The following is a 22,235-nucleotide window of genomic DNA, read 5'->3' as shown; positions in this document are numbered from 1 at the left end:
CGGCGGCGCGCTGTACCGAGCGCGCCGCATCCACCGGATCGTCGTCGACCCCTCCCTTTCACCGGGCCGTACCCGAGGGGGGCGGCGCCGACGAGGCCGCAACCGGCCGGCCCAGAGCCGAGGACGGCGTTCCGCACGGGGCGCCGGGAAGGAGGTTCGGGTCGGGGTCGGGGGCGACGGTCGTGTCCGGGCCGTCCGCAGGGTGATCGCCGCCGGTCCGGCACCACGGCGGCGTACGGTCCTTGAACTGCTGTTTTCCGTCGGCCGCCACGGATGCCCCCAGGGGGCTGCCCGCCGCGTCGAAGGCCTGCACCTGAACCTGCTGACGGATGTTCGCCGGGACGAGTACGGCGAAGAAGCGCGTGTCCGGCGCGGTCGGGGTCTCGACGGTCTCCGCCTCCGGTCCAGAACCGCCGGGGAGCAGCACCTTGACGCGTGCCGCACCCGGCGGGGCGACCCCGACGACCGTGAACGGCTCGTCGGTCGTCTTTCCCGCGCTGCTCGACGATGCCGCGGCCCAATGGACCGCGGCGTCCCCCGTGGGGAAGCACGCGGCGATCCCGATCAGCACGTTCCGGGAGACCAAGCACGCCTGGCCCTTGCGGCCATCGGCCGAACCCACCTGCCACTCGACCCCGGCGTGTGTGCCGCGCGCGACCCGGTAGACCTTGCCGGGCACCGTCTCGTAGCCCGGCAGCACCACGCTCGGTGACTCGAGGGAGGAAGCCGCCGGCCTCTCGGACGCCTGCCCGCCGCCGCCCGGCAGCGCGACCACGACAGCGACCGACGTCGCTGCCACGGCAGCGAGCGAGGCACCCACCACGGCCCGGTTCCTGCGCCGACGACGACGGACGGCCGTCTCGACACGGGCGAACGGATCGCCCGCCGGCCGGTACCCGCCGACCATCTCGTCGATCGATTCCTTCAGCACCCGCTCAGCACCGTTCATGCCGCTCATCGCGCGGCCTCCCCTCGGGTCAGACGAAAACCGGACACCGCTTCAGGAGCCGCCTGGAGCGCGGCCGTTCCGCGAAGCGTCGAAAGACCGCGCGACGCGTGGGACTTGACGCTTCCGACCGAGCACCCGAGGAGGTCCGCGACCTGGCGTTCCGACAGGTCCTCGACGTAGCGCAGCACCACGACCACGCGTTGGCGCGCGGGCAACCGGGCCAGCGCGCGGCGCAGTTCGTCGCGCTGGGCGCTGCCGTGGCCGGGATCGGACTCGGGATGACTCGCGACCTCCGGGACGCGTCCGAGGACCCGCTCGCTCCACCAGCGGCGCCGCCCGGCCGTCACGGCCAGGTTGACGAGCGTGCGGCGGACGTACGCCTCGGGCCGCTCGACCGCCACCCTGCCGCGCATGCGCCAGAAACGGACCAAGGCCTCCTGTACGAGGTCCTCCGCGCGGCCGACGTCCAACGTCAGGCCGTACGCGAAGCGCACGAGAGGCCCCCAGCGGGCCCGTGTGAACTCGGCGAACTCAGCGTCACCGACAGCACCTTGCATGTCCCCTCCTAGGTGTTCACCCTCTCGACGACCTGGACCGACGGCGAGGTTGAGTGATCCGCGACACATGTGTGGGCCCGGGGGCATCCGATGGTGTCTCCTCGGCGGGCGGTTCCGGTGCACAGGCGGTGTCGGCCGGTCCCGGGACCCGCGGACGGTGCGCCCGAGTGGGTGAACGGCAACAGGCCGGGCAGTGGTGCCGGCGGCAACGGGGCGCGGGTCCCGGCGACCGGTGTTCCCGTCACTGCCGGCAGCACCCTGTACGTCGAAGTCGGCGGCAACGGCTCCGACACCGGCACGGGCGGCTTCAACGGAGGCGGTGCGGGTGGGGGCTTCGGGACCGGCGGCGGCAACGGGGGTGACGGTGGCACCTCGCCGGCAGGCCCGGGTGCGGGTGAGGGCGGCGCGGGTGGCGCCTTGCCGGGCCCGGGCGGTGGCGGCGGGAGTGCCCCCGACGCTGCCGCGGGGGGCGGTGCGGGATCGTCGTTCGTACTGCCGACGGCCGCCACCCGGACGGCCGCTCCCGCCACCGTGGCCACCACGAGCGTCACCATCACCTTCACCGTGCCCGTCGCGGCCGCGACCTGTGCCACCAGCCCCGCCGTCCTGCAGGCCCGGCACCGACGTCTGCCTCCGCCCCCGCCACCGGCCCCGGCGCCACACAGTGCAACCCCTGACCCACCACACCCGACCGGAGGACACCGACCACACCAAGATCTGAGGCCGCCGGCCCGTTGTCCCCGGCCGGGCACCTGGCCTGTGCGTCATCGACGGGCTGCCCCGCCCCACCTGTGGCATGGGGTGAGGCGGGTCAGCCACGCCGAGGGTGTGTGCATGGTGAGGGGCGGGATGCTACGGCCAGCCCTGCGTCACCTTGGCGGGGGCGGTGTTCCAGCTCTTGGGTATGAAGGTGACGACGTAGGTTCCGCGGTCGAAGTCCGTGTAGCCGCTGGACCAGCTGCGGAACTTGCTCTCGTACACCTGCATGGCCCCCATGGCGCCGCCGGGCGAGTGGTAGTGGTTGGCGTGGGTCCATATGGTGTTGTCGGGGTTCGCTTCCTTCTGGTCCCCGAACCAGCCGTAATCGAAGTTGACGTAGCTCTCGCCGGGCTTGGCGGGGCTGCGCGAGGTGTTCCTGTCCTTCGACATGTCGACCAGGCCTGTGTTCCGGTCGGGTCGGAAGGCCTCAGGGTCGCCGTACTTCCTCTTGTCGGAGGAGGCCCTGGGGTCCTGTCCGCTCCAGAAGTGCTTGGAGTAGATGACCGCCTTCATCGCGGACGGGTCGTGGTTGCCCCCGTTCCTGTCCTTGAAGGAAGGCGTGTTCCTCAGGGCCGAGTAGAAGTTCGAACGGCTGTCCTCATGGGAGAGGGCGTCGTTCCTCTTCGTGAGCTCTGCCTTGAGGTTGCCGAGATAGGTGCCCTCGTCGTGGGCGTTCTCCAGGGCCTTGTTCATGACGGACGCGACATCACGAGCCCGGTCGAAGCCCTTCGTCTCGTCGAAGCTCTGCTTGGCGACGCGTCCCTCGAACTCCGCCCGCGTCTCGCCCGGCCGCGGGCCGGTGTTCTCCAGGGCGTCCTTGTACCGGTCCTCGTCGAAGGATGCGAAGGCCAGCTTGTTCGTCGGGTAGGGGCCCGAATTGACCCAGGTGACACCGACGCAGCCGTAGGACAGCTGCGCTCGCTGTGCCGCGGTCATCTGCTGAGGTCGGCCGTCGCGGTGGCTGTAGGTCTGCTGCCACTTGCGTATGTAATTGCTGATGCCGGTGGTGGCCCTGTCCCCACGGGCTCGGTACGGGTCGGGCAGGCTGCCGAGCGGCTCGGCGGGAGGCGTCACCCTGTCGTCGGCCGCCGCGGAGGGCCGGAGGGAATCGGCTGCGCTCGGCGGTAACCCTCCCGTCGGGCGGTCGGGCCGACCCAGATCGAGAGCCTTTTCGTTCAGCGCGTTGATGTGCCCGATGTCATCCAGGGTCAGGCCGTGCGTTTCGGCGTAGGACCCGGTCCCGCCGTCGGCGCTGCCGGCCGCCTGGCTGACGGAGGGTGCGAGAGCGGCGGTGCACATCACTACGCCCACCGTGGTGAGGGCGAGAAACCCTGAGCGTTTGTACATGTGGATCGAGAACTCCTTCGGAGTGGATCGTGTGCATGCAGGGCATGCGGGAGAGCGGCACGGTGGAGGGGGCGGCGAGCTGATGATCGGATCAGGGCCGCGCACGCATGGGGCAGCCATGGCCGTCATCCGTCGGCCGCCCGACCCGTTCGGGCCGGGGCGGCTGCGTCAGGCCGCTGTGATGACGACGCGTGCCGGACCGAGTGGTCCGGGGAGGCGCAGGTGTGGAGTCCGGCGTACGGGGCGGCGCCATGCCACCGGCGGACCTGCTCGGCACGAACGGCCTTGCCTACGCGAATGTTGTGGTGCGGGAGAAGCTGAGAACCGCCGCAGCGGGGCCGGGCCGAAGAGCGTCCTCCGAGCTTCCCCAGTGGATTTACAGGTGAGTTCCAGGAACCTCCGTTGTTCAGTAGTCGAATTTCCCACCGTGGCTCCGAAGTTGCGAATTCCGGAAGGCGGTCCAGCGATCATTGCCCGGTCTCGATCCCGTGACAACAGCGTGGCTTCACTATCGGCCACACTGTTCGACAGGGCGGTATTCGGTCATCAGGACGGGCGAGTCCGGCATCGGGACAGGGATCGGAGGCGTTCCGCTGCCTCTGGCATATGGCCCGCGGCGAGGCCGGTACCGGTGACCGCGGAACTCCTGAGGAGTGGTGCACGACGGCGCTGTCGGCCGGGCAGAAGCGCTTCGTGCACCGGCGGCGGCGATCCGCGTGCGCGGGCTCCGGTCCGCACGCTCCGGCTCTCGACCGGACGAACGCCCACCGGGAGGACCGCAAGATCCTCGCCAGTTCCCGCTGCGGGCCTTCGGTCGCCGGACTGTTCGTTCCCGGGCCGGCCTTCGCCCTCGGCCTCCGGAGAAGGGCCGGTTGCGATCTCTCCGCGTCCGCGAGGCCGGCGGCGGTGAGGGGCGGGGATGCCCCGTCCCTCACCGCGGCCCTGCTCCGTCGGCGGCCGGGGCTACGCGGCGCCCGGCTCCTGGTAGCCGTACGGGCGGGTGATGATCTCCATCCCGTGGCCGTTCGGGTCCGTGAAGTACACCCCGCGGCCCCCGTCGTTGTGATTGATCTCGCCGGGGTGCCGACCGTGCGGATCGGCGAAGTACGGGACCCGCGCCGCCCGGATCTTCGCGAACGCCACGTCGAACTCCTCCTCGGAGAGGAGGAACGCGTAGTGCTGCACGGTGATGGATTCGGCGGGGACGGTCGCGAAGTCGAGGGTGACGCCGTTCGCGGTCTCGACGGGGATGAAGGGTCCCCACTCGGTCCCGACCTCCAGGTCGAGGATGTGCGCCAGGAAAGTGGCGGACTCCCGGTTGTCGCGGGAGTGGATGATCGTGTGGTTCAGCTGGACGGACATGGGTGAATGCCTCCGAAAGGCACGTCACGGCACCTCCATGCCTCACCCGGTCGGTGACCGACACGCGATGCCGTGATCACGATCCTAAACACCCCCTTCGGGCGAAGTCCATCCTTTCCGCCCGCCGGTCGCGCCGGGCCGCGGACGTCACGAACTCCCGTACACCGCCTTGACGTTGTCCTGGGCCGGATGGGTCCGGCCGGCCGGACCCGCCGCGAACACCCGCAGGAGGTTCTCCGTCACCCGCGTGGTCAGCGCCCCGGAGCGCGCGTCCAGACCGTGGTTGCGCCCGCTGCGGCCGTCGCCCGTCGCGTCCAGGGCCTCCACCCAGCGCATCGTCCCGGTCGCGAACACCCCGGCCCCGCTCGGCACCGTGTAGTAGGCGGTGTCCTGGTGGCTGGGCCGTCCCTCGCACACCACGGGGGAGTGGGCCAGGATCTCGATCGGCCGAGGGGTGGGGAAGCCGGTGGAGACCTTGTCGTACTCGACGCCCACCAGGTGCTCGAAGCGGTCGCCCGCCCGAGCGCCGGTGCCCTCGAAGAGCCAGTGCCCGGGGTTGGTCACCACGTACGGGGCGTCCACCGGATAGCCGTCGTAGATCACGCCGAGCAGCGAGCTCTCCGGATCCGCGCCGGGCGCCGAGCGGAAGTCCACCGTCGCGGGATGGCCGCGCTTGAACCCCGGGTCCTGTTCGTAGGAGGACTTGTAGCAGACCAGCGTACGGTCCGGCCCCAGGTCGGAGGCCTCCAGGCGGATCCGGCGGTAGCAGCAGTTCGCGCCCAGGATCGCGATGTTGGTACCGGCGTCGCGGGCGGCGGTGACGTGGGCCCGCTGCTCCGGCGACCAGTACTCGTCGTGCCCGAGCGAGAGCACCGCCGCCGCTCCGTCCAGGAGCCGCTTCTCCCGCGCCACGTCGGTGGTGGTCGTGTAGGCGAGGGGTATGCCGAGCCGCTCGGCCAGCGCGATCAGCGGAGCCTCGTACACGAGGAACAGGCCCGCGCCGTCGTCGTACTCGTACGGCCGATCGAAGCTCACGGCGAGGGAACGGGAGGAGAAACCGCCGCCCGGGCCGTCGTAACTGCTGTAGCCGCCCCACCGGTTGTACGCCTGCCAGGTGGCCACCGCGTTGACGACGACGGTGCGGCCGGCGGTCGTCGCGGAGCGGACGGTGAGCGGGACGAAGCGCCGGCCCTCACCGCCCTGCGCGTCCAGCCGCAGCAGGTAGCTGCCCTCCGGCCAGTCCTTCGTCTCGACCGTGGCGGTACGGGTCCACCGCGTGCGGACCATCCTGGTCCCGGCGTCCACCGTGGGCTCCGGCCGGCGGGCTCCGGGCAGGGCCTCGGAGCGCCACACCAGACGCGCGCGGGCTCCGCCGTACCAGCCCATCCGGTAGGCCGAGACGGTGAACCTGGGCGCGGTCGTCGACACGTGCAGCCCGAAGGATTCGCCGGGCAGGACGCTGACCTTGTCCGCGAACCCCTCGATGGCCCGCGCCGGGCCGGCCTTGCCCACCGGCCAGTCGGCATGGCCCGGGAGGGCGTTCTCGGCCTTGACATCGAGACCCGGTGCGCGGGCCGGCGACGGCTTCCCGTCGGGCGCGCCGGACTTCGACGCCGCCCCGGACGCCGCCTCGGATCCGCCGTCGCGGTCGCCGTTCCCGCAACCGGCCACGGTCCCGAGCCCCGCGGCCGCGGCCGCGCCCGTCGCGACCCCGAGGAACCACCGCCTGCCCGCGCCTTCGCCGTCCGCGGCGGGCCCGGCCTTGTACTCCTGATCCATGCAGGGCACGTTATGTGACGCTTGGGCCAACGATTCCACCGGGCGGCCGGAACCGTCCGCGCGCGACGAGGCACCCGAGGCACCTCGGGCACGACGTCGCGGACGGGAACGAGATCATTGTTGTCGAACCGGGGCGCCCCGGCACCGTACTGCCGTCGCGCGCCGGTCCGACCTCGGCCGCACCACGGTCGTCACCCTCCAGTGAGAGAGTTCCTCCCGTGAAGCGCACGAGCACCCGCCTCGCCGACGGCCGCGAGATCCTCTACTACGACACCGACGACGGCGCCGCCGCCCGTGCCGTCCCCGACACCCGCCCGCTCGACGCGCCGGCCGCCGGGACGGGGACCGGGCCCGAGGTCCGGCGTGATCCGCTGCTCGGCGACCCGGTCGTCATCGCCGCCCACCGGCAGGGCCGCACGTACCACCCGCCCGCCGACGCCTGCCCGCTGTGCCCCTCCACCGAGGGGCGCGCGAGCGAGATCCCGGCCCCCGACTACGAGGTGGCCGTCTTCGAGAACCGCTTCCCCTCCCTCGCCGGCGACACCGGCCGCTGCGAGGTGATCTGCTTCACCCCCGACCACCGGACCTCCTTCGCCGAGCTCGACGAGGAGCGCGCCGCGCTCGTCCTCGCCGCCTGGAGCGACCGCACGGCCGAACTCTCCGGCCGTGACGGCGTCCGGCAGGTCTACTGCTTCGAGAACCGGGGCACCGAGATCGGGGTCACCCTCGCCCACCCGCACGGCCAGATCTACGCCTTCCCCTTCGTCACCCCGCGCACCACACGGATGCTCGCCACCGTCGCCGCCCACCGCGAGCGCACCGGCGGCAACCTCTTCGAGGAGGTCCTGGCCGCCGAACGCTCCCACGGCACCCGGGTGGTCCTCGAAACGGAGCACTGGACCGCCTTCGTGCCCTACGCGGCGCGCTGGCCGTACGAGGTCCACCTCTACCCCCGCCACCGGGTCCCCGACCTGCCCGCCCTCGGCGACGCGGCCCGCGGCGAGTTCCCCCGGGTCTACCTGGAGCTGCTGCGCCGCTTCGACCGACTCTTCGACCGGTCCGAGCCGACCCCGTACATCTCCGCCTGGCACCAGGCCCCGACGGGCGAGGGTCGGGCGGACTTCGCACTCCACCTGGAGCTCTTCACGATCCGCCGGACCGCGGACAAGCTCAAGTACCTGGCCGGCACCGAGTCCGGCATGGAGGCCTACATGAACGATGTCCGGCCCGAGGACGCGGCCGCGCGACTGCGAGAGGTGGCGAGCACGTGAGCGGGATCAGCGCGATCAGCGGGAACGGCGGGATCAGCGGGAACGGCGGGAACGGCGGGTCGGCACAGGACGGCTTCCAGCAGCTGTACGGGTACCCGCCCGAGGGCGTCTGGGCGGCACCGGGCCGGGTCAACCTGATCGGCGAACACACCGACTACAACGACGGCTTCGCGCTGCCCTTCGCCCTCCCGCAGCGCACCGAGGTGGCCGCCGCCCGGCGCACGGACCGGATCCTGCGCGTCCACTCCGCCGACGCCCCCTCCGGTGCCGTCACCCTCGACCTCGCCGGTCTCGACCCGGCGCACCCTCCGCAGGGCCGCGCGAGCTGGGCCGCGTACCCCGCCGGGGTCGCATGGGCCCTGCTGGACGCCGGACTTCCGGTCGGCGGAGCCGATCTGCACGTACGGTCGGACGTACCGACCGGCGCGGGCCTGTCCTCCTCCGCAGCCCTGGAGGTGGCCACCGCATCGGCCCTCACCGACCTGTACGCGATCCCGCTCACCCGCCCCGAACTGGCCGCACTGGCCCGGCGCGCCGAGAACGCGTACGTCGGCGTCCCCTGCGGGATCATGGACCAGACGGCCTCGGCCTGCGCGACCCAGGGGCACGCCCTCCACCTGGACACCCGCAGCCTCGACCGGCGCCACATCCCCTTCGACTGCGCGGCGGCCGGCCTGCGCCTCCTCGTCATCGACACCCGGGTCAAGCACGCACTGGCCGACGGCGCCTACGCCCGACGCCGGGCCTCCTGCCACGGTGCGGCCGAGGCCCTGGGCCTGCCCGCCCTGCGCGACCTCCCGTACCAGGAGCTGGAACAGGCCCTGCCCCGCCTGCCGGACCCGATCGCGCGCAAGCGGGTGCGGCACGTCGTGACCGAGAACGAACGCGTCCTGCGCGTCGAGGAACTGCTCGGCGCGGGCCGGTTGCGCGAGGCGGGCCCGCTGCTCACCGAGGGCCATCTCTCGCTGCGCGACGACTACGAGGTGTCCTGCCCCGAGCTGGACCTGGCGGTCTCCACGGCGAACGCCGCGGGCGCGTACGGCTCCCGTATGACCGGCGGCGGCTTCGGCGGCTCGGCGCTGTCCCTGATCGACGTGGACGCCGAGGAGGAGGTGACCCGGGCGGTGGCGAACGCCTTCCTCCGCGCGGACTTCACGGCGCCCCGCGTCACGACCGCTTCCCCGTCCCCGGGAGCCGTCCGGCTCCTCTAGGAGGTCTTCCGGGGCCGTCACACAGCGTTCACACCGGGCCGTGCGGATTCCCGGCGGGTCTTCGGTCCTGAGTCCTAGACTTGCCGGTCGGTTGATCATTCATCGTCGAGTCGGAGGATCGAACACGCATGCGTCATCTCCCCCTGGGCAGTTCGGGACTGCAGGTCTCCGCCGTAGGCCTCGGCTGCAACAACTTCGGCGGCCGACTGGACGCCCAGGCCACCCGCGCCGTCGTCGACGCCGCTCTGGACGCGGGCATCACCCTCCTGGACACCGCCGACATCTACGGCGGCGCCGGCGGTTCCGAGGTCCACCTCGGGCAGGCCCTCAAGGGCCGCCGCGACCAGGTCGTCCTCGCCACCAAGTTCGGCTACGACGGCGTGGACATGAAGTACGGGCCCGCCGCCGGTTCCCGCGGTGGCCGCGCCTACATCCGCCGTGCCGTCGAGGAGTCCCTGCGCCGCCTCGACACCGACCACATCGACCTCTTCCAGCTGCACAGCCCCGACCCGGCCACCCCGATGGCCGAGACCCTGGCCGCGCTCACCGAGCTGGTCACCGAGGGCAAGGTCCGCTACATCGGACACTCCAACCTCTCCGGTTGGCAGCTCGCCGAAGCCGCCCACATCGCCCGCGAGACCGGCTCGGTCCCCTTCGTGTCGGCGCAGAACGAGTGGTCTCTGCTGCGGCGTTCGGTCGAGCGCGAGTTGGTCCCGGCGGCCCTCCACTACGGCGTCGGCGTGCTCCCGTACTTCCCGCTCGCCAACGGCCTGCTGACCGGCAAGATCCGCCGGGGCGCGCCCGTACCGGCCGGTTCCCGACTCGAAGGCCGCGACGCGTACCTCACCGAGGAGCGCCTCGACGTCGTCGAAGCGCTGGCCGCGCTCGCCGAGAAGCACGACCGGACCGTCCTCGAACTCGCCATCGGCTGGCTCTCCGCCCAGCCCGGCTGCGCCTCCGTCATCGCGGGAGCCACCTCCCCCGAGCAGGTGCGCGCCAACGCTGCCGTCGCCGACCGCCCGCTGGACGCCGAGCTGCTCGCCGCGATCGACGCGATCCCGGGGGCGGGCAAGCCCGAGTGACCCGCCGGTCCGAAAGGGCCGCGGACACCCCCTAGGTGGGCGCGCCCGTCAGGACGTCCACCGTGCCGGTGTCCAGTGAGTAGTAGGCGCCGACGACGGCCAGGGCGCCCTTCTGTACGAGGGGCGCCAGGTCGGAGTTGGTGCGCAAACCGTCCGCGGTGACCCGGATCTGCTGGTGGATCATGGTGTCGACCGGGTCGGCGCCCGGGTTCTCGACGGTCAGCAGGTACGCCGGTCCCAGCGCCTTCACGATCGACTGGAGGTTCCCGGGCAGCGGCGTGCCGTCCTGCAGCGACGTGTAGGCGGCTTCGATGGCGCCGCAGCGCTGGTGCCCGAGCACGACGATCAGTGGGGTGCCGCCCGTCATCGGCCCGTACTCGACGGAGCCGGTGACCACCGGGCCGATCGCCTGCCCGCCCGTGCGCAGGACGTACAGATCGCCGAGCCCGGTGTCGAAGACGAGCTCGGGCGCCACGCGGGAATCGATGCAGGTGAGGACCACGCCGAACGGGTCCTGTGCCTCGGCGACGAGTTCGCGCCGCTCCGGGTCCCGGTCGGGGTGGTCCAGCTCCCCGCTCACCCAGCGCGCGTTGCCCTCCATCAGGCGGGCGTACGCGGCCTTCGGCGTGTCGGGCCGCGGCTCGGGCGCGGCGGTCGTCTCCCTCGGCACGCGCGGCGAGGAGCATCCCGCGAGCCCGACGGCGACGGCGGCGGCCGCGAGGCCACCGGTCAGCACGGCCCTGCGGGCCGGAGGTCCTGCGATGCGCATGGGCGGTACCCCTCGGTCGTGATGACCGCGATTGTTCATCGTGCCGGGGGCGTGCGGACCGCAGCCACACACGGGCGCGGCCGCAATGCCACGGACGGCCCACGGCCACGGGCCGCGAGCCGCCCACGGGCCGTCCGCGAGCCGCCCGTGGGCCGTCCGTGCGGGCTCAGGACACGATGTCCTTGCGGGAGAACCCGCGGAAGGCGAGCGCGAACAGCACCAGCGCGTAGGAGGCCGACACCACCGCCCCCTTGACCATCCCGCCCCACTCCAGCTGCGGCTGCAGGGCATCCGCCCACGCGAACTGCCAGTGCGCCGGAAGGAACTCCCGCCACGAGCCGAGCGCGGTCACCGCGTCCAGCACATTCCCGACGATCGTCAGCCCGACCGCTCCGCCCACCGCGCCCAGCGGCGCGTCCGTCCGCGTCGACAGCCAGAACGCCAGCCCCGCCGTGACCAGCTGCGACACGAAGATGAAGGCCACCACCAGCGCGAGCCGCGGCACGGTGTCCGCGGCCGCCAGCGCCCCGCCCGTCGGGAGCTTCAGCGGCCCCCATCCGTAGGCGGCCGTGCCCGCCGCGAGCGCCACCACCGGCAGCAGCACCATCGCCGCCAGGCTGAAGCCCAGCGCCACCACGAGCTTGCTCCACAGCAGCCGCGCCCGTGGCACCGGCGAGGCCAGCAGGTAGCGCAGCGAGGACCAGCTCGCCTCCGAGGCCACGGTGTCCCCGCAGAACAGGGCCACCGGCACCACCAGCAGGAAACCGGCCGAGACGAACAGGCAGGTCGCGGCGAAGTTCGCCCCCGAGGCCGTGGCCGTGTCGATCAGGGTGACGCGGCCGTTCCCACCGCCCCGGCTGCCGGGTCCGCCGCCCACCGCGAACGCGATCATCAGGACGAACGGCAGTGCGGCCAGCACCCCGGCCATCACCAGCGTCCGCCGCCGGCGCCACTGCCGCAGCGCCTCCACGCGCAGCGGGAGCGTACGGCTCGCCCGGTAGCCCGGAGCCACCTCCCGTACCGTCGTCGCCGTACTCACGCCGCACCTCCGATCAGGGTGAGGAACGCGTCCTCCAGTCGCCGGTGCGGTCCTACCCCGCTCACCGGCACCTCCAGCCGTACGAGTTCGGCGATCAGGCCCGCGGCCGTCGCGCCGTCGAGCCGTACGAGCAGCCCGTCGTCGGCGGCCACCACGGAACCCACTCCCTCCAGCGCCGCCACCTTCTCGACGCACACCTCGTCCACCGGCTCCGCCAGCGTCACCAGCAGCGTGTCCCCGCCGCCGGTGATCTCGGCGACCTCGCCCGCCGCGACCCGCTGTCCGCGGTCCATGACCACCAGGTGCGTGCAGGACTGTTCCACCTCCGACAGCAGGTGGCTGGAGACGATGACCGTCCGGCCTCCCGCGGCGTAGCGGATCATCACGTCCCGCATCTCGCGGATCTGCGGCGGGTCCAGACCGTTCGTCGGTTCGTCGAGGATCAGCAGGTCCGGCATCCCGAGCATGGCCTGCGCGATCGCCAGGCGCTGGCGCATGCCCTGCGAGTACGTGCGTACCGCGCGCTCCAGCGCGTCGCCGAGCCCGGCGATCTCCAGGGCCTCCGCCATGTGCGAGTCCTCGGCCGGGCGGCCGGTGGCCTGCCAGTACAGCTCCAGATTGGCGCGGCCCGTCAGGTGCGGGAGGAACCCGGCACCCTCGACGAAGGCGCCGACCCGCGACAGCACGGGCGCCCCGGCCCGCACCGCGTGCCCGAACACCCGGATCTCCCCGGCGTCCGGGGAGATCAGCCCCATCAGCATGCGCAGGGTGGTGGTCTTCCCGGCGCCGTTGGGCCCGAGCAGTCCCAGTACCTGCCCCTTCTCGACGCGGAAGGACAGGTCGCGCACCGCGTACCGGTCCTGCGCCTTCGCGTACCGCTTCGTCAGTCCGGTGATCTGCAGGGGTACGTCGGCCAGTGCGGGGTCCGGGCCCGGGACGCCGGACCGCGGCCCCGCGGAGCCTCGGCCGGGCCGGCGGATCCCGAGCAGCGCCGCGGCCAGGGCCACCGCGCCCAGCGGCAGCCACCAGGTCCAGGCGGGCGTGCCGGCCGAGGCGGTGCGCACCTGGGCGGCGACGGGCACGGCCAGCGGGCCTTGGGCGGCGACGGTGTAGGTGGCCGGCGCGGCCGGGGTGGCGTAGCCGAGGTCGGTCGCGGCGACCACCAGCCGCAGCCGGTGCCCGGCCACGACCTCGTGGTCGATCGCGGGCAGGCGCAGGCGCACGGTCGTGCCCTCCTGCGCGTTCTCCACCCGCACCGGTGCGACCAACTGGCTCGGCAGCACCTGCTGCCGGCCGTCGGGCCCCACGTCGTACACCTTGCCGAACAGGACGGCCGAGCCGTCGGCAGCTGTCGACCTCACCTTCAGGGTGAGGGTCGGGGTGCCGGTGATCCGCAGGTCCTCGGTCAGCGGCGCCGACTCGAACCGGGCGTTCTGGCCGGGGAAGTCCAGCGAGAGCCCGGCCCCGAAGGCGGCCAGCTGACCGCCGATGCCCGGCAGGGAGGACAGGGCGGGCGGCGCGCCGCCCGCCGGATTGGCGAAGGTCTGCTCCGGTCCGGTCAGCGCGAACTCTCGCGGGCCGGACTCCAGCCCGGGGTACCGGTCGCCGGTCGCGCCGCGCCGGGTGACCTCGCCGTCCGTGGAGTCGATGCCTCCGGATCGGGTGACCCGGAACGCCGGGCCGGTGTCGGCGCCCTCGTCCCCCTTGAGGTGGCGGTCGAACCAGGAGGCCACGCGGGCCTCGGTCCGGTCGGCCTCGCGCATGCCGCCGTCGTGCCCGCCGGCCGCCCAGTCCACGGACACGGGCGCGCCGTTCGCCGCGATGGCCTTGGCCATGGCATCGGCCTGGTCCAGCGGGAAGAGGGAGTCGTCCTGGCCCTGGACGATCAGCGTCGGCACCTTGATCCGGTCGCCGACGGCCGACGGACTGCGCTGCTCCAGCAGGGCGCGGGCCTCGGCGTCGGGCTTGCCCGCCACCGCGACGCGTTCGTACATCGCGCAGAGCTCGGGCTGGAACCGTCCGCAACCGGGCGCCGCCGCGGCATCGGGTCGCGGGCCGCGCGGGGCCTGTTGCATCCCGTCCGTCGAGCCGCTGGTGAAGAAGATGCCGGACCAGAGCTTCTTGAAGACGCCGTTCGGGAAGAGGGAGTCCGCGAGGTTCCAGTAGGTGATCTGCGGCGCGATCGCGTCGACCCGCGGGTCGTGACCGGCGGCGAGCAACGAGATCGCGCCGCCGTAGGAGGCGCCGGAGACGCCGACGCGCGGGTCGTCGGCCGCGTCGAGTTTCACCTCGGGTCGGGCGGCGAGCCAGTCGATCAGCCGGGAGACGTCCTTGACCTCGTACGCGGGGTCGTTCAGACCGATCCGGCCCTCGGAACGGCCGAAGCCGCGCGCCGACCAGGTCAGGACTGCGTACCCGTCCCGGGCGAGGCGCTCGGCCTGCTCGCGGACGTCGTCCTTGCTGCCGCCGAATCCGTGCCCGAGGAGCACGGCGGGACGTTTTTCCCCGCCGCCGCCCGCGGTGAAGTAGGAGGTGTCGATCCCGGCGCCGGGCATGTTCATGACCTGGTCCTGGCGGTGCACGGCGGGTTCGTCACCGGTCGCGGACGCGGCCGTCCACGTACCGGCCCCCGCCACGACCGCGAGCGCGGCGGCGCCCGCGAGCAGACGGTCTCGGCGGCGCCGGGGCATTCGGAGCTTCATACGGGCACCCTAAGGGCCCGTTCGCCGGGCTCCGAGCACCCACAGGCGGAACCGCCCACCTTCTCAGGGACTATGCAAAGCCCCGCGCGTACCGCACCTGCGGTACGCGCGGGGTCGCCCGGCCTTCCGGTGACGTGACCGGAAAGGCTCACCGGGGCGGCATCACGACGGGATGTTCGGCACGTGGTCGGGGTTGTCCTTCTCCACCTTGGCCGGGTCCGGCTGCGGGGCCGGGGCGGGCTTCGGTGCCGGGTTCGGCTGGTGCTCGCAGTAGACCTTGCCCTGGTAGAACTTGCATCCCGGCATGTTCTCGACGTCCCGGACCTTGCCCTTCCGGCCGTGCTGGTCCTTCTTCCCGTGCTGGTCCTTCTTGCTGTGCCGGTCCTTCTTGCCCTGGTGACCGCCCTTCTCGTAACCGGCCTGGTGGACGGCCGTCGAGGTCGTTTCCAGGGCCTGCGGAGCGGCGAAGGCCGTCCCGGGCAGCAGCACGCCTCCGGCGACGAACGCGCCCGACACGGCGACCATCGCGAAACGCTGCTTGCGGGAGGTGCGGATCATGAGAGTTCTCCAGGGAGGGGGAGCGGCGGTGGGGTGAAAGGGACGGTTAGTCGATATGTCGTTTTTGTCCCTACTCACGAGACTGGCGGTCGCTCCTCACGAGAGCGTCCCCCGGTCGTCACGAGCGCGTCACAGCGCCACGTGCCCGACCGACCTGCGCGAGACGTCCGGGGGCGGGAGGATGGCCGCATGCTGCTGGCCGAGGTCGCCCGTGTGTCCCGGGAGGTCGCCGAGACCTCCGCCCGCTCCCGCAAGACCGCCCTGCTCGCCGGACTGTTCGCCGCCGCACCCGCGCAGGAGGCCGGCCTGGTCGTCGCGTACCTCTCCGGCCGCCTCCCCCAGGGCCGCCCCGGCATCGGTTGGCGCACGCTGGGCCAGGAGACCGCACCGGCGGCCGAGCCCACCCTGACCGTCCTCGACGTCGACACGGCGGTGGCGGAACTCGCCGCCACCCGGGGCGCCGGATCCGTGGAACGGCGCGGTGGCGTCCTCGCCACCCTCATGGGCCGTGCCACCGCACCCGAGCAGGCGTTCCTGCGCAGCCTGCTGTCCGGCGAGGTGCGCCAGGGCGCGCTCGACGCGGTGGCCCTGGAAGGCGTGGCCGCGGCCGCCGGGGTGCCGGCCGCCGACCTGCGCCGGGCGGTGATGCTGGACGGCTCGCTGCCGCGGGTCGCGGCCGCCGTACTGGCCGACGGGCCGCAGGCGCTGCGCGGCGTCACCCTGCGCGTGGGGCAGCCCGTCCAGCCGATGCTGGCGGGCACGGCCGGGTCGGTCGCCGAGGCGCTGGACGTGCTCGGGCCGTGCGCGGTGGAGGAGAAGCTGGACGGGATCCGCGTCCAGGTCCACCGGGACGGGGACGACGTACGGGTGTACACGCGCTCCCTGGACGAGATCACCGGGCGCCTGCCGGAGGTGGCGGAGCTGGCCCGATCGCTGCCGGGGGAGCGGTTCGTCCTCGACGGTGAGGTCATCGGCCGGGCGGCGGACGGCCGCCCGGTCCCCTTCCAGGAGATCGCGAGCCGGGTCGGCTCCCGGGTCGACATCGAGGCGGCCCGACGGACGCTCCCGGTCGTCCCCTACTTCTTCGACATCCTGGTGGGGGGCGACGAGGTCCTGCTCGACCTCCCGGTGCGCGAGCGGTACGCGGCCCTGGCCGCGCTCGTACCCGAACACGCGCGGGTCGGCCGCCTCGCCGTCGAGGACCCGGGGGCGCAGGCGGCCGAGGCCGAGGCGTTCTGGGCCGAGACGCTGCGCCGCGGCCACGAAGGGGTCGTGATCAAATCACTGGACTCGTCCTACGCGGCCGGGCGGCGCGGCAAACACTGGCTCAAGGTCAAACCGGTTCACACCCTGGACCTGGTGGTCCTCGCCGCCGAATGGGGCCACGGCCGACGCACCGGACTGCTGTCGAACCTGCACCTGGGCGCACGCGCGGCCGACGGCACGTACGCCATGCTCGGCAAGACCTTCAAAGGGCTCACCGACGAGATGCTGCGCTGGCAGACCCAGCGGCTGCGCGAGCTGGCCGTCGAGGACGACGGCTTCACCGTCCGGGTCCGCCCCGAGCTGGTCGTCGAGATCGCCTACGACGGCCTGCAGCGCTCCTCGCGCTACCCGGCGGGGGTGGCCCTGCGCTTCGCCCGGGTCCTGCGCCACCGCCCGGACAAGAACGCCACCGAGGCGGACACGGTGGACACGGTCCTGGCGGTGCGCACCCCCGGGGCGGTGCCTGACAAATGATCACGGGCGGACCGGCTCCGTGGCGTGTCGACTCACCTCGACCTGCCCAAGATCAATTATCGGCCAGGTGGCCTTAGCATGGGCACGCCATCCCCCGTGCCGTGTCCAGCCGACGGAAGACACCCATGCGCCTCCAGCGGATATCCGCCGCGACCGCGGCCCTTGCCGCGCTCACCACCCTCGCCACCGCCTGCGAGGACTCCTCCGAGCAGGGCCCGCCCGCCGCGAGCGCCCCGGCCACCGCCTCCCCGGCCGCCACCGGCGCCGCGCCCGCCACGCTGGCCGGGGCGCAGGCCCACGTACAGCAGTACACGTCCTGCGAGAACCTCAGCACCGACCCGGACGACAGCCGGGTGCCGCTGAGCGGGTTCATCGGCGCCGGGGACTGGGGCATCACGGAGCGCGGCGTCTGCACGGACAAGAAGGCGCGGGGCGAGATCGTCCTGTTCCTGACCCCGGACATGAAGGCCTTCCAGCAGGCCGCCAAGGACCACACCGCGAAGCTGCTCGCCGAGGGCCGGGGCGACACCGACCTCGCCAGCCGCACGGTCGTGGGCAAGACCTTCGCCCTGACCGCGCTGAAGACCGCCACCGCCGTGTCCCTGGTCGACCCGCCCAACTCCGACCTGCGCATCCTGACCTGCAACCCCGACGTCTTCGTCCCGGAGGGGTTCAAGAAGGAGAAGGCCCTGGTCGAGGGCTGCTTCCTCACCGACTACGTCAACAGCCCCGACGGTCAGGGCAGCCCCCACCGCGGGGCGGTCCGCGACCCCTCCACCGAGGGAGCCGCGAAGCCGAGCCGGCCGTCCACCGGCAGCCCGGGCCTGCCGAGCGCCGGCAGCATCGTCGAGCTGAAGCAGCTCGTCAGCCCGCAGACGGTCGACTGCACGAGCATGACCGTCACCGACGAGCACATACAGTCGATCGACTACATGCCGGTCGTCGACGGCCCCCCGAGCGCCTGGGGCGTCACGCAGCGAGCGGTCTGCGGCCGGCTCGGCGGGGAGCAGCGCGCGCACGACCTGAACTGGCTGGACACCGTCTCCGACATGAAGACCCTCCAGACCAAGGCCAAGGCGGCGCAGCTGGCCGACCTGAAGGACGACGGGCGCCTCAAGGCCACTGCGAGCAAGCTGCTGGTCGGCACGAACATCGCCGTGGAGACCAACAACGCGAACGTCCGCCGCGGGCTGTACCAGCTCCAGTTCCTGTACCTGAACTGCGAGACCGGCTTCACCGCGCCGGCCGGCCACCGGCTGGAGCGGGCCCAGGTCGAGGGCTGCGTCCTGACCAACTACGAGCGCCCGAGCTGACGCACGGCCGTCCGGGGCGTGCGCGGCGCCCTGGGGGGTATCGACCGGGGTGTCCTGCCCGTCCTACTCGTCGTCGGGGTCGCCGTCGTCCTCGCGCAGCCTGCGCCAGAGCCGGGTGCGGTGGAGCACGTAGAGGGCCGCGAGGAGGAAGAGCACCTGCAGGCCCACGGCGAGCAGCCAGAAGACGGCACTGCTCTCCAGCTCGTCCGTCAGGTAGGCGAAGTTCATGCCGAAGAACCCCGTGAGGAAGGTCAGCGGCAGGAAGATGGTGGACACCACGGCGAGGCGGTTGATCACGCCGTTCTGGTCGCCCGACACCAAGGAGGAGTAGCTGCCGAAGGCCCGCCGGGCGGTCTCCTGGAGGGACTCGATGTCGGAGAGCACCAGAGACGCGGTACGCCGGTACTCGCGTACGAGCTGCCGGCGTTCCTCGTGGAAGCCCCGGTTCATCACCCGGCGCGTGACGCTCTCCTCCGCCACCCGGTGGTAGGGGAGGAGGGTGTGGTGCAGCAGGGCGGCGGTGCGCCGCAGCCGGGCCAGGCGGTAGAGCTGCTCGGGCTCGCGGCGGCGGAACATGGCGTCCTCCAGGTCCTCCACCTCCAACAGGGCCTGCACGGCTGCCCGGCGGTAGGTCTCCATGGCCCCGTCCAGCAGCAGGAACAGCATGGCCACGGAATCCGCGGGGTTCTCGACCGGGAACCGGGCGGTGAGGTTCCCGATCAGGGCGGCGGGTCCCCGGTGCACCGTGACGAGGTACCGCTCGGTCACCAGGGCGTGGACATGGACGACCCGGTCCCCGTCGACCGCGGGCACGACGAACGCGGCGCTGTCGCCGAAGATCTCCACCCGGGCGGACTTCTCCTTGCGCCCGAGCCACGCCACGTCCTCGGCCTTCAGGCCGAGCAGCTGGGCGATCGGCTGTTCGTCGGGCGAGGCCGCCTCGGGCAGTTCCACGTCCACGAACAGGAAGCGGGACACGGCGAGGCTCTCGCGGGCCTGCGCGACAGGGCCGCGCGTCAGGGTGCCCTCCGGCATGGACATCATCGATACGATCATCGTCCCTCGCCGTAGGTCACCTGGTGCGATGCCTCCCAGCCTGTACCGCCGGGGGAGGGGCGCAACCGTGGTCACGCGTTCGCCCGTGATCGCGCCCCCGAACAGGTGAAGGCGGCGCCACGCCGCAGCGCTTTGCCTGAGAGGCAAGGAGGTTTGCCAGGTAGGCAAGAATCTGGCTCAATCGGGGTATGACACCCGGACCCGACACCGGCCCCGAAGGCGCGGCCGGTACCGACGAGGCGGCGGACGAGCTCCCCGCCGTGGCACCGCAGCTGCGCGAGCTGCGCCGCCGCGCCGGACTCACCCTGGAGGCCGCCGCCGCGCGGGCCCGGCTCTCGCCCGCCCACCTGTCCCGCCTGGAGACCGGTCGGCGCCAGCCCTCGCTGCCGCTCCTGCTCGGACTCGCCCGCACCTACGGTACGACCGTCTCCGAGCTGCTCGGCGAGACCCCCGCCGTCGCGGATCCCATCGTACGGGCCGGCGGTCCGGGCGCCCGCGAGGCCGACGGCTGGACGTACTGGCAGGCGGGCGGCTCCGGGCGGGGGATGCAGGCGCTGCGCGTGCACGTCCCTCACCCGGCCACCGCCGGGAGGGGCCCCCGGGGCCGCAGCCAGGGCGAGCTGGTCCGCGTACATCCCGGCGAGGAGTGGTTGTACGTCCTGGAAGGGCGGCTACGGCTGCACCTGGGCGAGACCGAGTACCTGCTGGAGCCGGGGGACAGCGCGCACTTCGACTCGCTCACCCCGCACCGGATCGGCGCGGCCTCGACGGGCGGGGCCGATCTGCTCTTCGTCCACACCCTGCTGCAGAGCAGCCTGGCCGGGCTGTGCCTCGGCGGCACCACCACACACACGACCACGCACCACCGATAGCCGAGGAGTCGTCCCCATGTCCCAAGCCCAGCAGCCCGCGGACCCGACCGCGACGTCGCATCCGACCACCCCGTCGAGCGCGACCACCCCCGCACCGGCGCCCCGGACCATACGGGCCCGCTTCGAGTCCAAGTTCCCGCGCGGCCTGATCATCCGACTCATCGCCTACCTCTTCGTCGGCCACCTCTTCGCCTTCTTCGTCTACCTCCTCTTCGTCCTGGGTGGCCAGAACCAGTAACCCACCCCGGAAGACGAGTTCGGGCCGCGCGACTCTGGCAACGTCAAGGCGCTGTGGCTACCCTCCGCGCATGATTTCCACGGTTGTCTGGGGTACCGGCAACGTGGGCCGTCTGGCGATCCGCGCCGTCGAGGCCCATCCCGCGCTCCAACTCTGCGCAGTCATCGTCCACAATCCGGCCAAGGTCGGCCGCGACGCCGGTGAACTCGGCCAACTCGACCGCCTGACGGGGGTCGAGGCCACCGACGACATCCAAGCCGTCCTCGCCGCCCGCCCCCGGGCCGTGGTGTACGCCGCGTCCGGAGACATCCGGCCCGACGAGGCACTCGCCGACATCACCCGGGCCGTCCGGTCGGGCGCGGTCGTCGTCAGTCCCGCCCTCTACCCGCTCTACGACCACCGCAACGCCCCGCCCGAATTCCGCGACCCGGTGCTCGCCGCCGTCGCGGAGGGCGGCGGCTCGCTCTTCGCCTCCGGCGTCGACCCCGGGTGGGGCAACGACGTCCTCCCGCTCCTGCTCAGCGGCCTCGGCACCACCGTCGACGTCATCCGCTGCCAGGAGATCTTCGACTACTCCACCTACGATCAGCCGGACTCCGTCCGCGACCTCGTGGGCATGGGCCGGCCCATGGACCACGAGCCCATGATGCTGATGCCCTCGATCCCCACCATGGTGTGGGGCGGTCAGATACGGATGATGGCCCGCGCGCTCGGGGTCGAACTCGACGAGATCCGCGAGACCTCGGAGCGCCGCGCGCTCGACACCACGGTGACCACCCGGACCATGGGCACGTTCGAGGCCGGCACCCAGGGCGCGATCCGCTTCGAGGTGCAGGGCATCGTCGGGGGCGAGCCCCGCATCGTCATCGAGCACGTCACCCGCATCCACGCCTCGTGCGCACCGGACTGGCCCATGCCGCCCGACGGCGGCGACGGCGCCCACCGGGTCGTCATCGAGGGCCGCCCGCGCATCGAGGTCACCATCGAGGCCACCGACGAGGGCGAGAACCGCTCGGCGGGCGGCAACGCCACCGCCGTCGGCCGCCTGGTCGGCGCCATCGACTGGCTCGTCGAGGCGGAACCGGGCCTCTACGACGCCCTCGACATCCCCCTGCGCCCCGCCATCGGCAGACTCGGAAGGACGAAGTCATGAGGATCGACATCCCCGAAGGCCAGCACCCGATCGAGTACGTGTGGGGCGACATGGTCCCCGGCATCGGCATGGCCGCCGCCAACTTCTCCCTGTCGGTGTACGCCCACACCACCCTGGGCCTGCGCGAGTTCGAGGCGGCCCGGCTGCGTGTGGCGCAGATCAACGGGTGCGTCTTCTGCCTGGACTGGCGTACCGAGCGGGAGGGGGAGAAGGTCGAGGAGGAGTTCTCCGACGCCGTCACCGAGTGGCGTACGACCGACGCGTTCGACGAGCGCACCCGGCTCGCGGCGGAGTACGCCGAGCGGTACACCCTCGACCACCACGGGCTCGACGAGGAGTTCTGGGACCGGATGACCGCGCACTACAGCCAGCTGGAGATCGTGGAGCTGACGATGAGCATCGGGTCCTGGCTGGCCTTCGGCCGGCTCAACCACGTGCTCGGCCTGGACAGCGTCTGCGCGCTGCCGGGGCACTGAGC

At 72.5% G+C, this 22,235-nt stretch carries 19 protein-coding genes; 9 read left to right on the top strand and 10 right to left on the bottom strand.

Features of this window, described 5'->3' with window-relative positions; translation table 11 throughout:
* Nucleotides 1–58: 58 nt before the first annotated feature.
* From ACWG52_RS01945 to ACWG52_RS01925, 5 genes are all read right to left on the bottom strand, one after another.
* Nucleotides 59–958: a hypothetical protein gene (locus tag ACWG52_RS01945; protein ID WP_453127607.1), complete on the bottom strand. Its 900-nt coding sequence runs from the start codon at nucleotides 956–958 to the stop codon at nucleotides 59–61.
* Nucleotides 955–1,506, bottom strand: coding sequence for a SigE family RNA polymerase sigma factor (locus ACWG52_RS01940; protein WP_453127605.1), 552 nt, complete (start codon nucleotides 1,504–1,506; stop codon nucleotides 955–957). Before ACWG52_RS01940 ends, ACWG52_RS01945 begins: the two co-directional genes overlap by 4 nt.
* 852 nt (nucleotides 1,507–2,358) lie before the next feature.
* Complete coding sequence (locus ACWG52_RS01935; protein WP_389802367.1) at nucleotides 2,359–3,612, bottom strand: protein-glutamine gamma-glutamyltransferase; 1,254 nt, start codon at nucleotides 3,610–3,612, stop codon at nucleotides 2,359–2,361.
* A 963-nt stretch (nucleotides 3,613–4,575) separates the two neighbouring features.
* Nucleotides 4,576–4,974, bottom strand: a complete 399-nt coding sequence (locus ACWG52_RS01930) for a VOC family protein (protein WP_389802370.1) — start codon at nucleotides 4,972–4,974, stop codon at nucleotides 4,576–4,578.
* Between the two features lie 147 nt (nucleotides 4,975–5,121).
* Nucleotides 5,122–6,753 (bottom strand): N,N-dimethylformamidase beta subunit family domain-containing protein, encoded by a 1,632-nt coding sequence (locus ACWG52_RS01925; RefSeq protein WP_390138629.1) that lies wholly within the window; start codon nucleotides 6,751–6,753, stop codon nucleotides 5,122–5,124.
* A 218-nt stretch (nucleotides 6,754–6,971) separates the two neighbouring features.
* Between ACWG52_RS01925 and galT the strand changes: the two genes are divergently transcribed.
* The 3 genes from galT (at nucleotide 6,972) to ACWG52_RS01910 (ending at nucleotide 10,317) form a co-directional block, all read left to right on the top strand.
* The gene (gene galT / locus ACWG52_RS01920; protein WP_390165904.1) at nucleotides 6,972–8,024 is read left to right on the top strand and encodes a galactose-1-phosphate uridylyltransferase; all 1,053 of its coding nucleotides are present in this window, start codon (nucleotides 6,972–6,974) and stop codon (nucleotides 8,022–8,024) included.
* 32 nt (nucleotides 8,025–8,056) lie between these two features.
* On the top strand, nucleotides 8,057–9,235 hold the full coding sequence (galK, locus tag ACWG52_RS01915; protein WP_453129111.1) for a galactokinase: 1,179 nt from the start codon (nucleotides 8,057–8,059) through the stop codon (nucleotides 9,233–9,235).
* A 128-nt stretch (nucleotides 9,236–9,363) separates the two neighbouring features.
* The gene (locus ACWG52_RS01910; protein ID WP_389802380.1) at nucleotides 9,364–10,317 is read left to right on the top strand and encodes an aldo/keto reductase; all 954 of its coding nucleotides are present in this window, start codon (nucleotides 9,364–9,366) and stop codon (nucleotides 10,315–10,317) included.
* Nucleotides 10,318–10,348: 31 nt separating this feature from the next.
* Here the strand turns inward: ACWG52_RS01910 and ACWG52_RS01905 are convergent, their stop codons facing one another.
* The 4 genes from ACWG52_RS01905 to ACWG52_RS01890 all read right to left on the bottom strand — a co-directional run bounded on the left by ACWG52_RS01905 (nucleotide 10,349) and on the right by ACWG52_RS01890 (nucleotide 15,385).
* Complete coding sequence (locus ACWG52_RS01905; RefSeq protein WP_389802383.1) at nucleotides 10,349–11,086, bottom strand: carbonic anhydrase; 738 nt, start codon at nucleotides 11,084–11,086, stop codon at nucleotides 10,349–10,351.
* A 166-nt stretch (nucleotides 11,087–11,252) separates the two neighbouring features.
* Nucleotides 11,253–12,125: an ABC transporter permease gene (locus ACWG52_RS01900; RefSeq protein ID WP_033216494.1), complete on the bottom strand. Its 873-nt coding sequence runs from the start codon at nucleotides 12,123–12,125 to the stop codon at nucleotides 11,253–11,255.
* Nucleotides 12,122–14,827 carry an alpha/beta fold hydrolase gene (locus tag ACWG52_RS01895; RefSeq protein WP_389802385.1) on the bottom strand — a complete coding sequence of 902 codons (2,706 nt, stop codon included), beginning with the start codon at nucleotides 14,825–14,827 and terminating at the stop codon, nucleotides 12,122–12,124. Before ACWG52_RS01895 ends, ACWG52_RS01900 begins: the two co-directional genes overlap by 4 nt.
* A gap of 162 nt (nucleotides 14,828–14,989) precedes the next feature.
* A complete protein-coding gene (locus tag ACWG52_RS01890; RefSeq protein WP_389802387.1) occupies nucleotides 14,990–15,385 on the bottom strand; it encodes a hypothetical protein in 396 nt (131 codons plus the stop codon).
* A 189-nt stretch (nucleotides 15,386–15,574) separates the two neighbouring features.
* Between ACWG52_RS01890 and ACWG52_RS01885 the strand changes: the two genes are divergently transcribed.
* Entirely contained in the window at nucleotides 15,575–17,125 is a 1,551-nt protein-coding gene (locus ACWG52_RS01885; RefSeq protein ID WP_389802390.1) for an ATP-dependent DNA ligase, read from the top strand.
* Between the two features lie 125 nt (nucleotides 17,126–17,250).
* Nucleotides 17,251–18,438, top strand: coding sequence for a hypothetical protein (locus tag ACWG52_RS01880; protein WP_390165908.1), 1,188 nt, complete (start codon nucleotides 17,251–17,253; stop codon nucleotides 18,436–18,438).
* 63 nt (nucleotides 18,439–18,501) lie between these two features.
* On the opposite strand, the gene ACWG52_RS01875 is transcribed toward ACWG52_RS01880, so the two are convergent.
* Complete coding sequence (locus ACWG52_RS01875; protein WP_453127601.1) at nucleotides 18,502–19,482, bottom strand: magnesium transporter CorA family protein; 981 nt, start codon at nucleotides 19,480–19,482, stop codon at nucleotides 18,502–18,504.
* A gap of 200 nt (nucleotides 19,483–19,682) precedes the next feature.
* On the opposite strand from ACWG52_RS01875, the gene ACWG52_RS01870 reads away from it, so the two are divergent.
* The 4 genes from ACWG52_RS01870 (at nucleotide 19,683) to ACWG52_RS01855 (ending at nucleotide 22,233) form a co-directional block, all read left to right on the top strand.
* Nucleotides 19,683–20,366 carry a helix-turn-helix domain-containing protein gene (locus ACWG52_RS01870; RefSeq protein ID WP_453127599.1) on the top strand — a complete coding sequence of 228 codons (684 nt, stop codon included), beginning with the start codon at nucleotides 19,683–19,685 and terminating at the stop codon, nucleotides 20,364–20,366.
* A gap of 16 nt (nucleotides 20,367–20,382) precedes the next feature.
* Nucleotides 20,383–20,604, top strand: coding sequence for a DUF6126 family protein (locus tag ACWG52_RS01865; RefSeq protein WP_390138901.1), 222 nt, complete (start codon nucleotides 20,383–20,385; stop codon nucleotides 20,602–20,604).
* Between the two features lie 70 nt (nucleotides 20,605–20,674).
* Nucleotides 20,675–21,757 carry an NAD(P)H-dependent amine dehydrogenase family protein gene (locus ACWG52_RS01860; protein ID WP_390138903.1) on the top strand — a complete coding sequence of 361 codons (1,083 nt, stop codon included), beginning with the start codon at nucleotides 20,675–20,677 and terminating at the stop codon, nucleotides 21,755–21,757.
* On the top strand, nucleotides 21,754–22,233 hold the full coding sequence (locus ACWG52_RS01855; RefSeq protein WP_030717911.1) for a carboxymuconolactone decarboxylase family protein: 480 nt from the start codon (nucleotides 21,754–21,756) through the stop codon (nucleotides 22,231–22,233). The genes ACWG52_RS01860 and ACWG52_RS01855 overlap by 4 nt, the downstream gene beginning before the upstream one ends.
* Nucleotides 22,234–22,235 lie beyond the last annotated feature (2 nt).

It is taken from the genome of Streptomyces sp. CLCI03 (assembly GCF_053615355.1).
The sequence above is the reverse complement of the archived record's forward strand: the minus strand, read 5'-3'. Positions and strand labels throughout refer to the sequence as shown.

Excerpts from the sequence above, each read along its gene's own strand:
- ACWG52_RS01930 (WP_389802370.1), bottom strand. The coding sequence starts at position 4,974 with ATGTCCGTCCAGCTGAACCACACGATCATCCACTCCCGCGACAACCGG.
- ACWG52_RS01885 (WP_389802390.1), top strand. The coding sequence starts at position 15,575 with ATGCTGCTGGCCGAGGTCGCCCGTGTGTCCCGGGAGGTCGCCGAGACC.
- ACWG52_RS01925 (WP_390138629.1), bottom strand. The coding sequence starts at position 6,753 with ATGGATCAGGAGTACAAGGCCGGGCCCGCCGCGGACGGCGAAGGCGCG.
- ACWG52_RS01940 (WP_453127605.1), bottom strand. The coding sequence starts at position 1,506 with ATGCAAGGTGCTGTCGGTGACGCTGAGTTCGCCGAGTTCACACGGGCC.
- ACWG52_RS01865 (WP_390138901.1), top strand. The coding sequence starts at position 20,383 with ATGTCCCAAGCCCAGCAGCCCGCGGACCCGACCGCGACGTCGCATCCG.
- ACWG52_RS01935 (WP_389802367.1), bottom strand. The coding sequence starts at position 3,612 with ATGTACAAACGCTCAGGGTTTCTCGCCCTCACCACGGTGGGCGTAGTG.
- ACWG52_RS01860 (WP_390138903.1), top strand. The coding sequence starts at position 20,675 with ATGATTTCCACGGTTGTCTGGGGTACCGGCAACGTGGGCCGTCTGGCG.
- ACWG52_RS01875 (WP_453127601.1), bottom strand. The coding sequence starts at position 19,482 with ATGATGTCCATGCCGGAGGGCACCCTGACGCGCGGCCCTGTCGCGCAG.
- ACWG52_RS01945 (WP_453127607.1), bottom strand. The coding sequence starts at position 958 with ATGAGCGGCATGAACGGTGCTGAGCGGGTGCTGAAGGAATCGATCGAC.
- ACWG52_RS01905 (WP_389802383.1), bottom strand. The coding sequence starts at position 11,086 with ATGCGCATCGCAGGACCTCCGGCCCGCAGGGCCGTGCTGACCGGTGGC.
- ACWG52_RS01880 (WP_390165908.1), top strand. The coding sequence starts at position 17,251 with ATGCGCCTCCAGCGGATATCCGCCGCGACCGCGGCCCTTGCCGCGCTC.
- ACWG52_RS01895 (WP_389802385.1), bottom strand. The coding sequence starts at position 14,827 with ATGAAGCTCCGAATGCCCCGGCGCCGCCGAGACCGTCTGCTCGCGGGC.
- ACWG52_RS01910 (WP_389802380.1), top strand. The coding sequence starts at position 9,364 with ATGCGTCATCTCCCCCTGGGCAGTTCGGGACTGCAGGTCTCCGCCGTA.
- ACWG52_RS01870 (WP_453127599.1), top strand. The coding sequence starts at position 19,683 with ATGACACCCGGACCCGACACCGGCCCCGAAGGCGCGGCCGGTACCGAC.
- ACWG52_RS01890 (WP_389802387.1), bottom strand. The coding sequence starts at position 15,385 with ATGATCCGCACCTCCCGCAAGCAGCGTTTCGCGATGGTCGCCGTGTCG.
- ACWG52_RS01855 (WP_030717911.1), top strand. The coding sequence starts at position 21,754 with ATGAGGATCGACATCCCCGAAGGCCAGCACCCGATCGAGTACGTGTGG.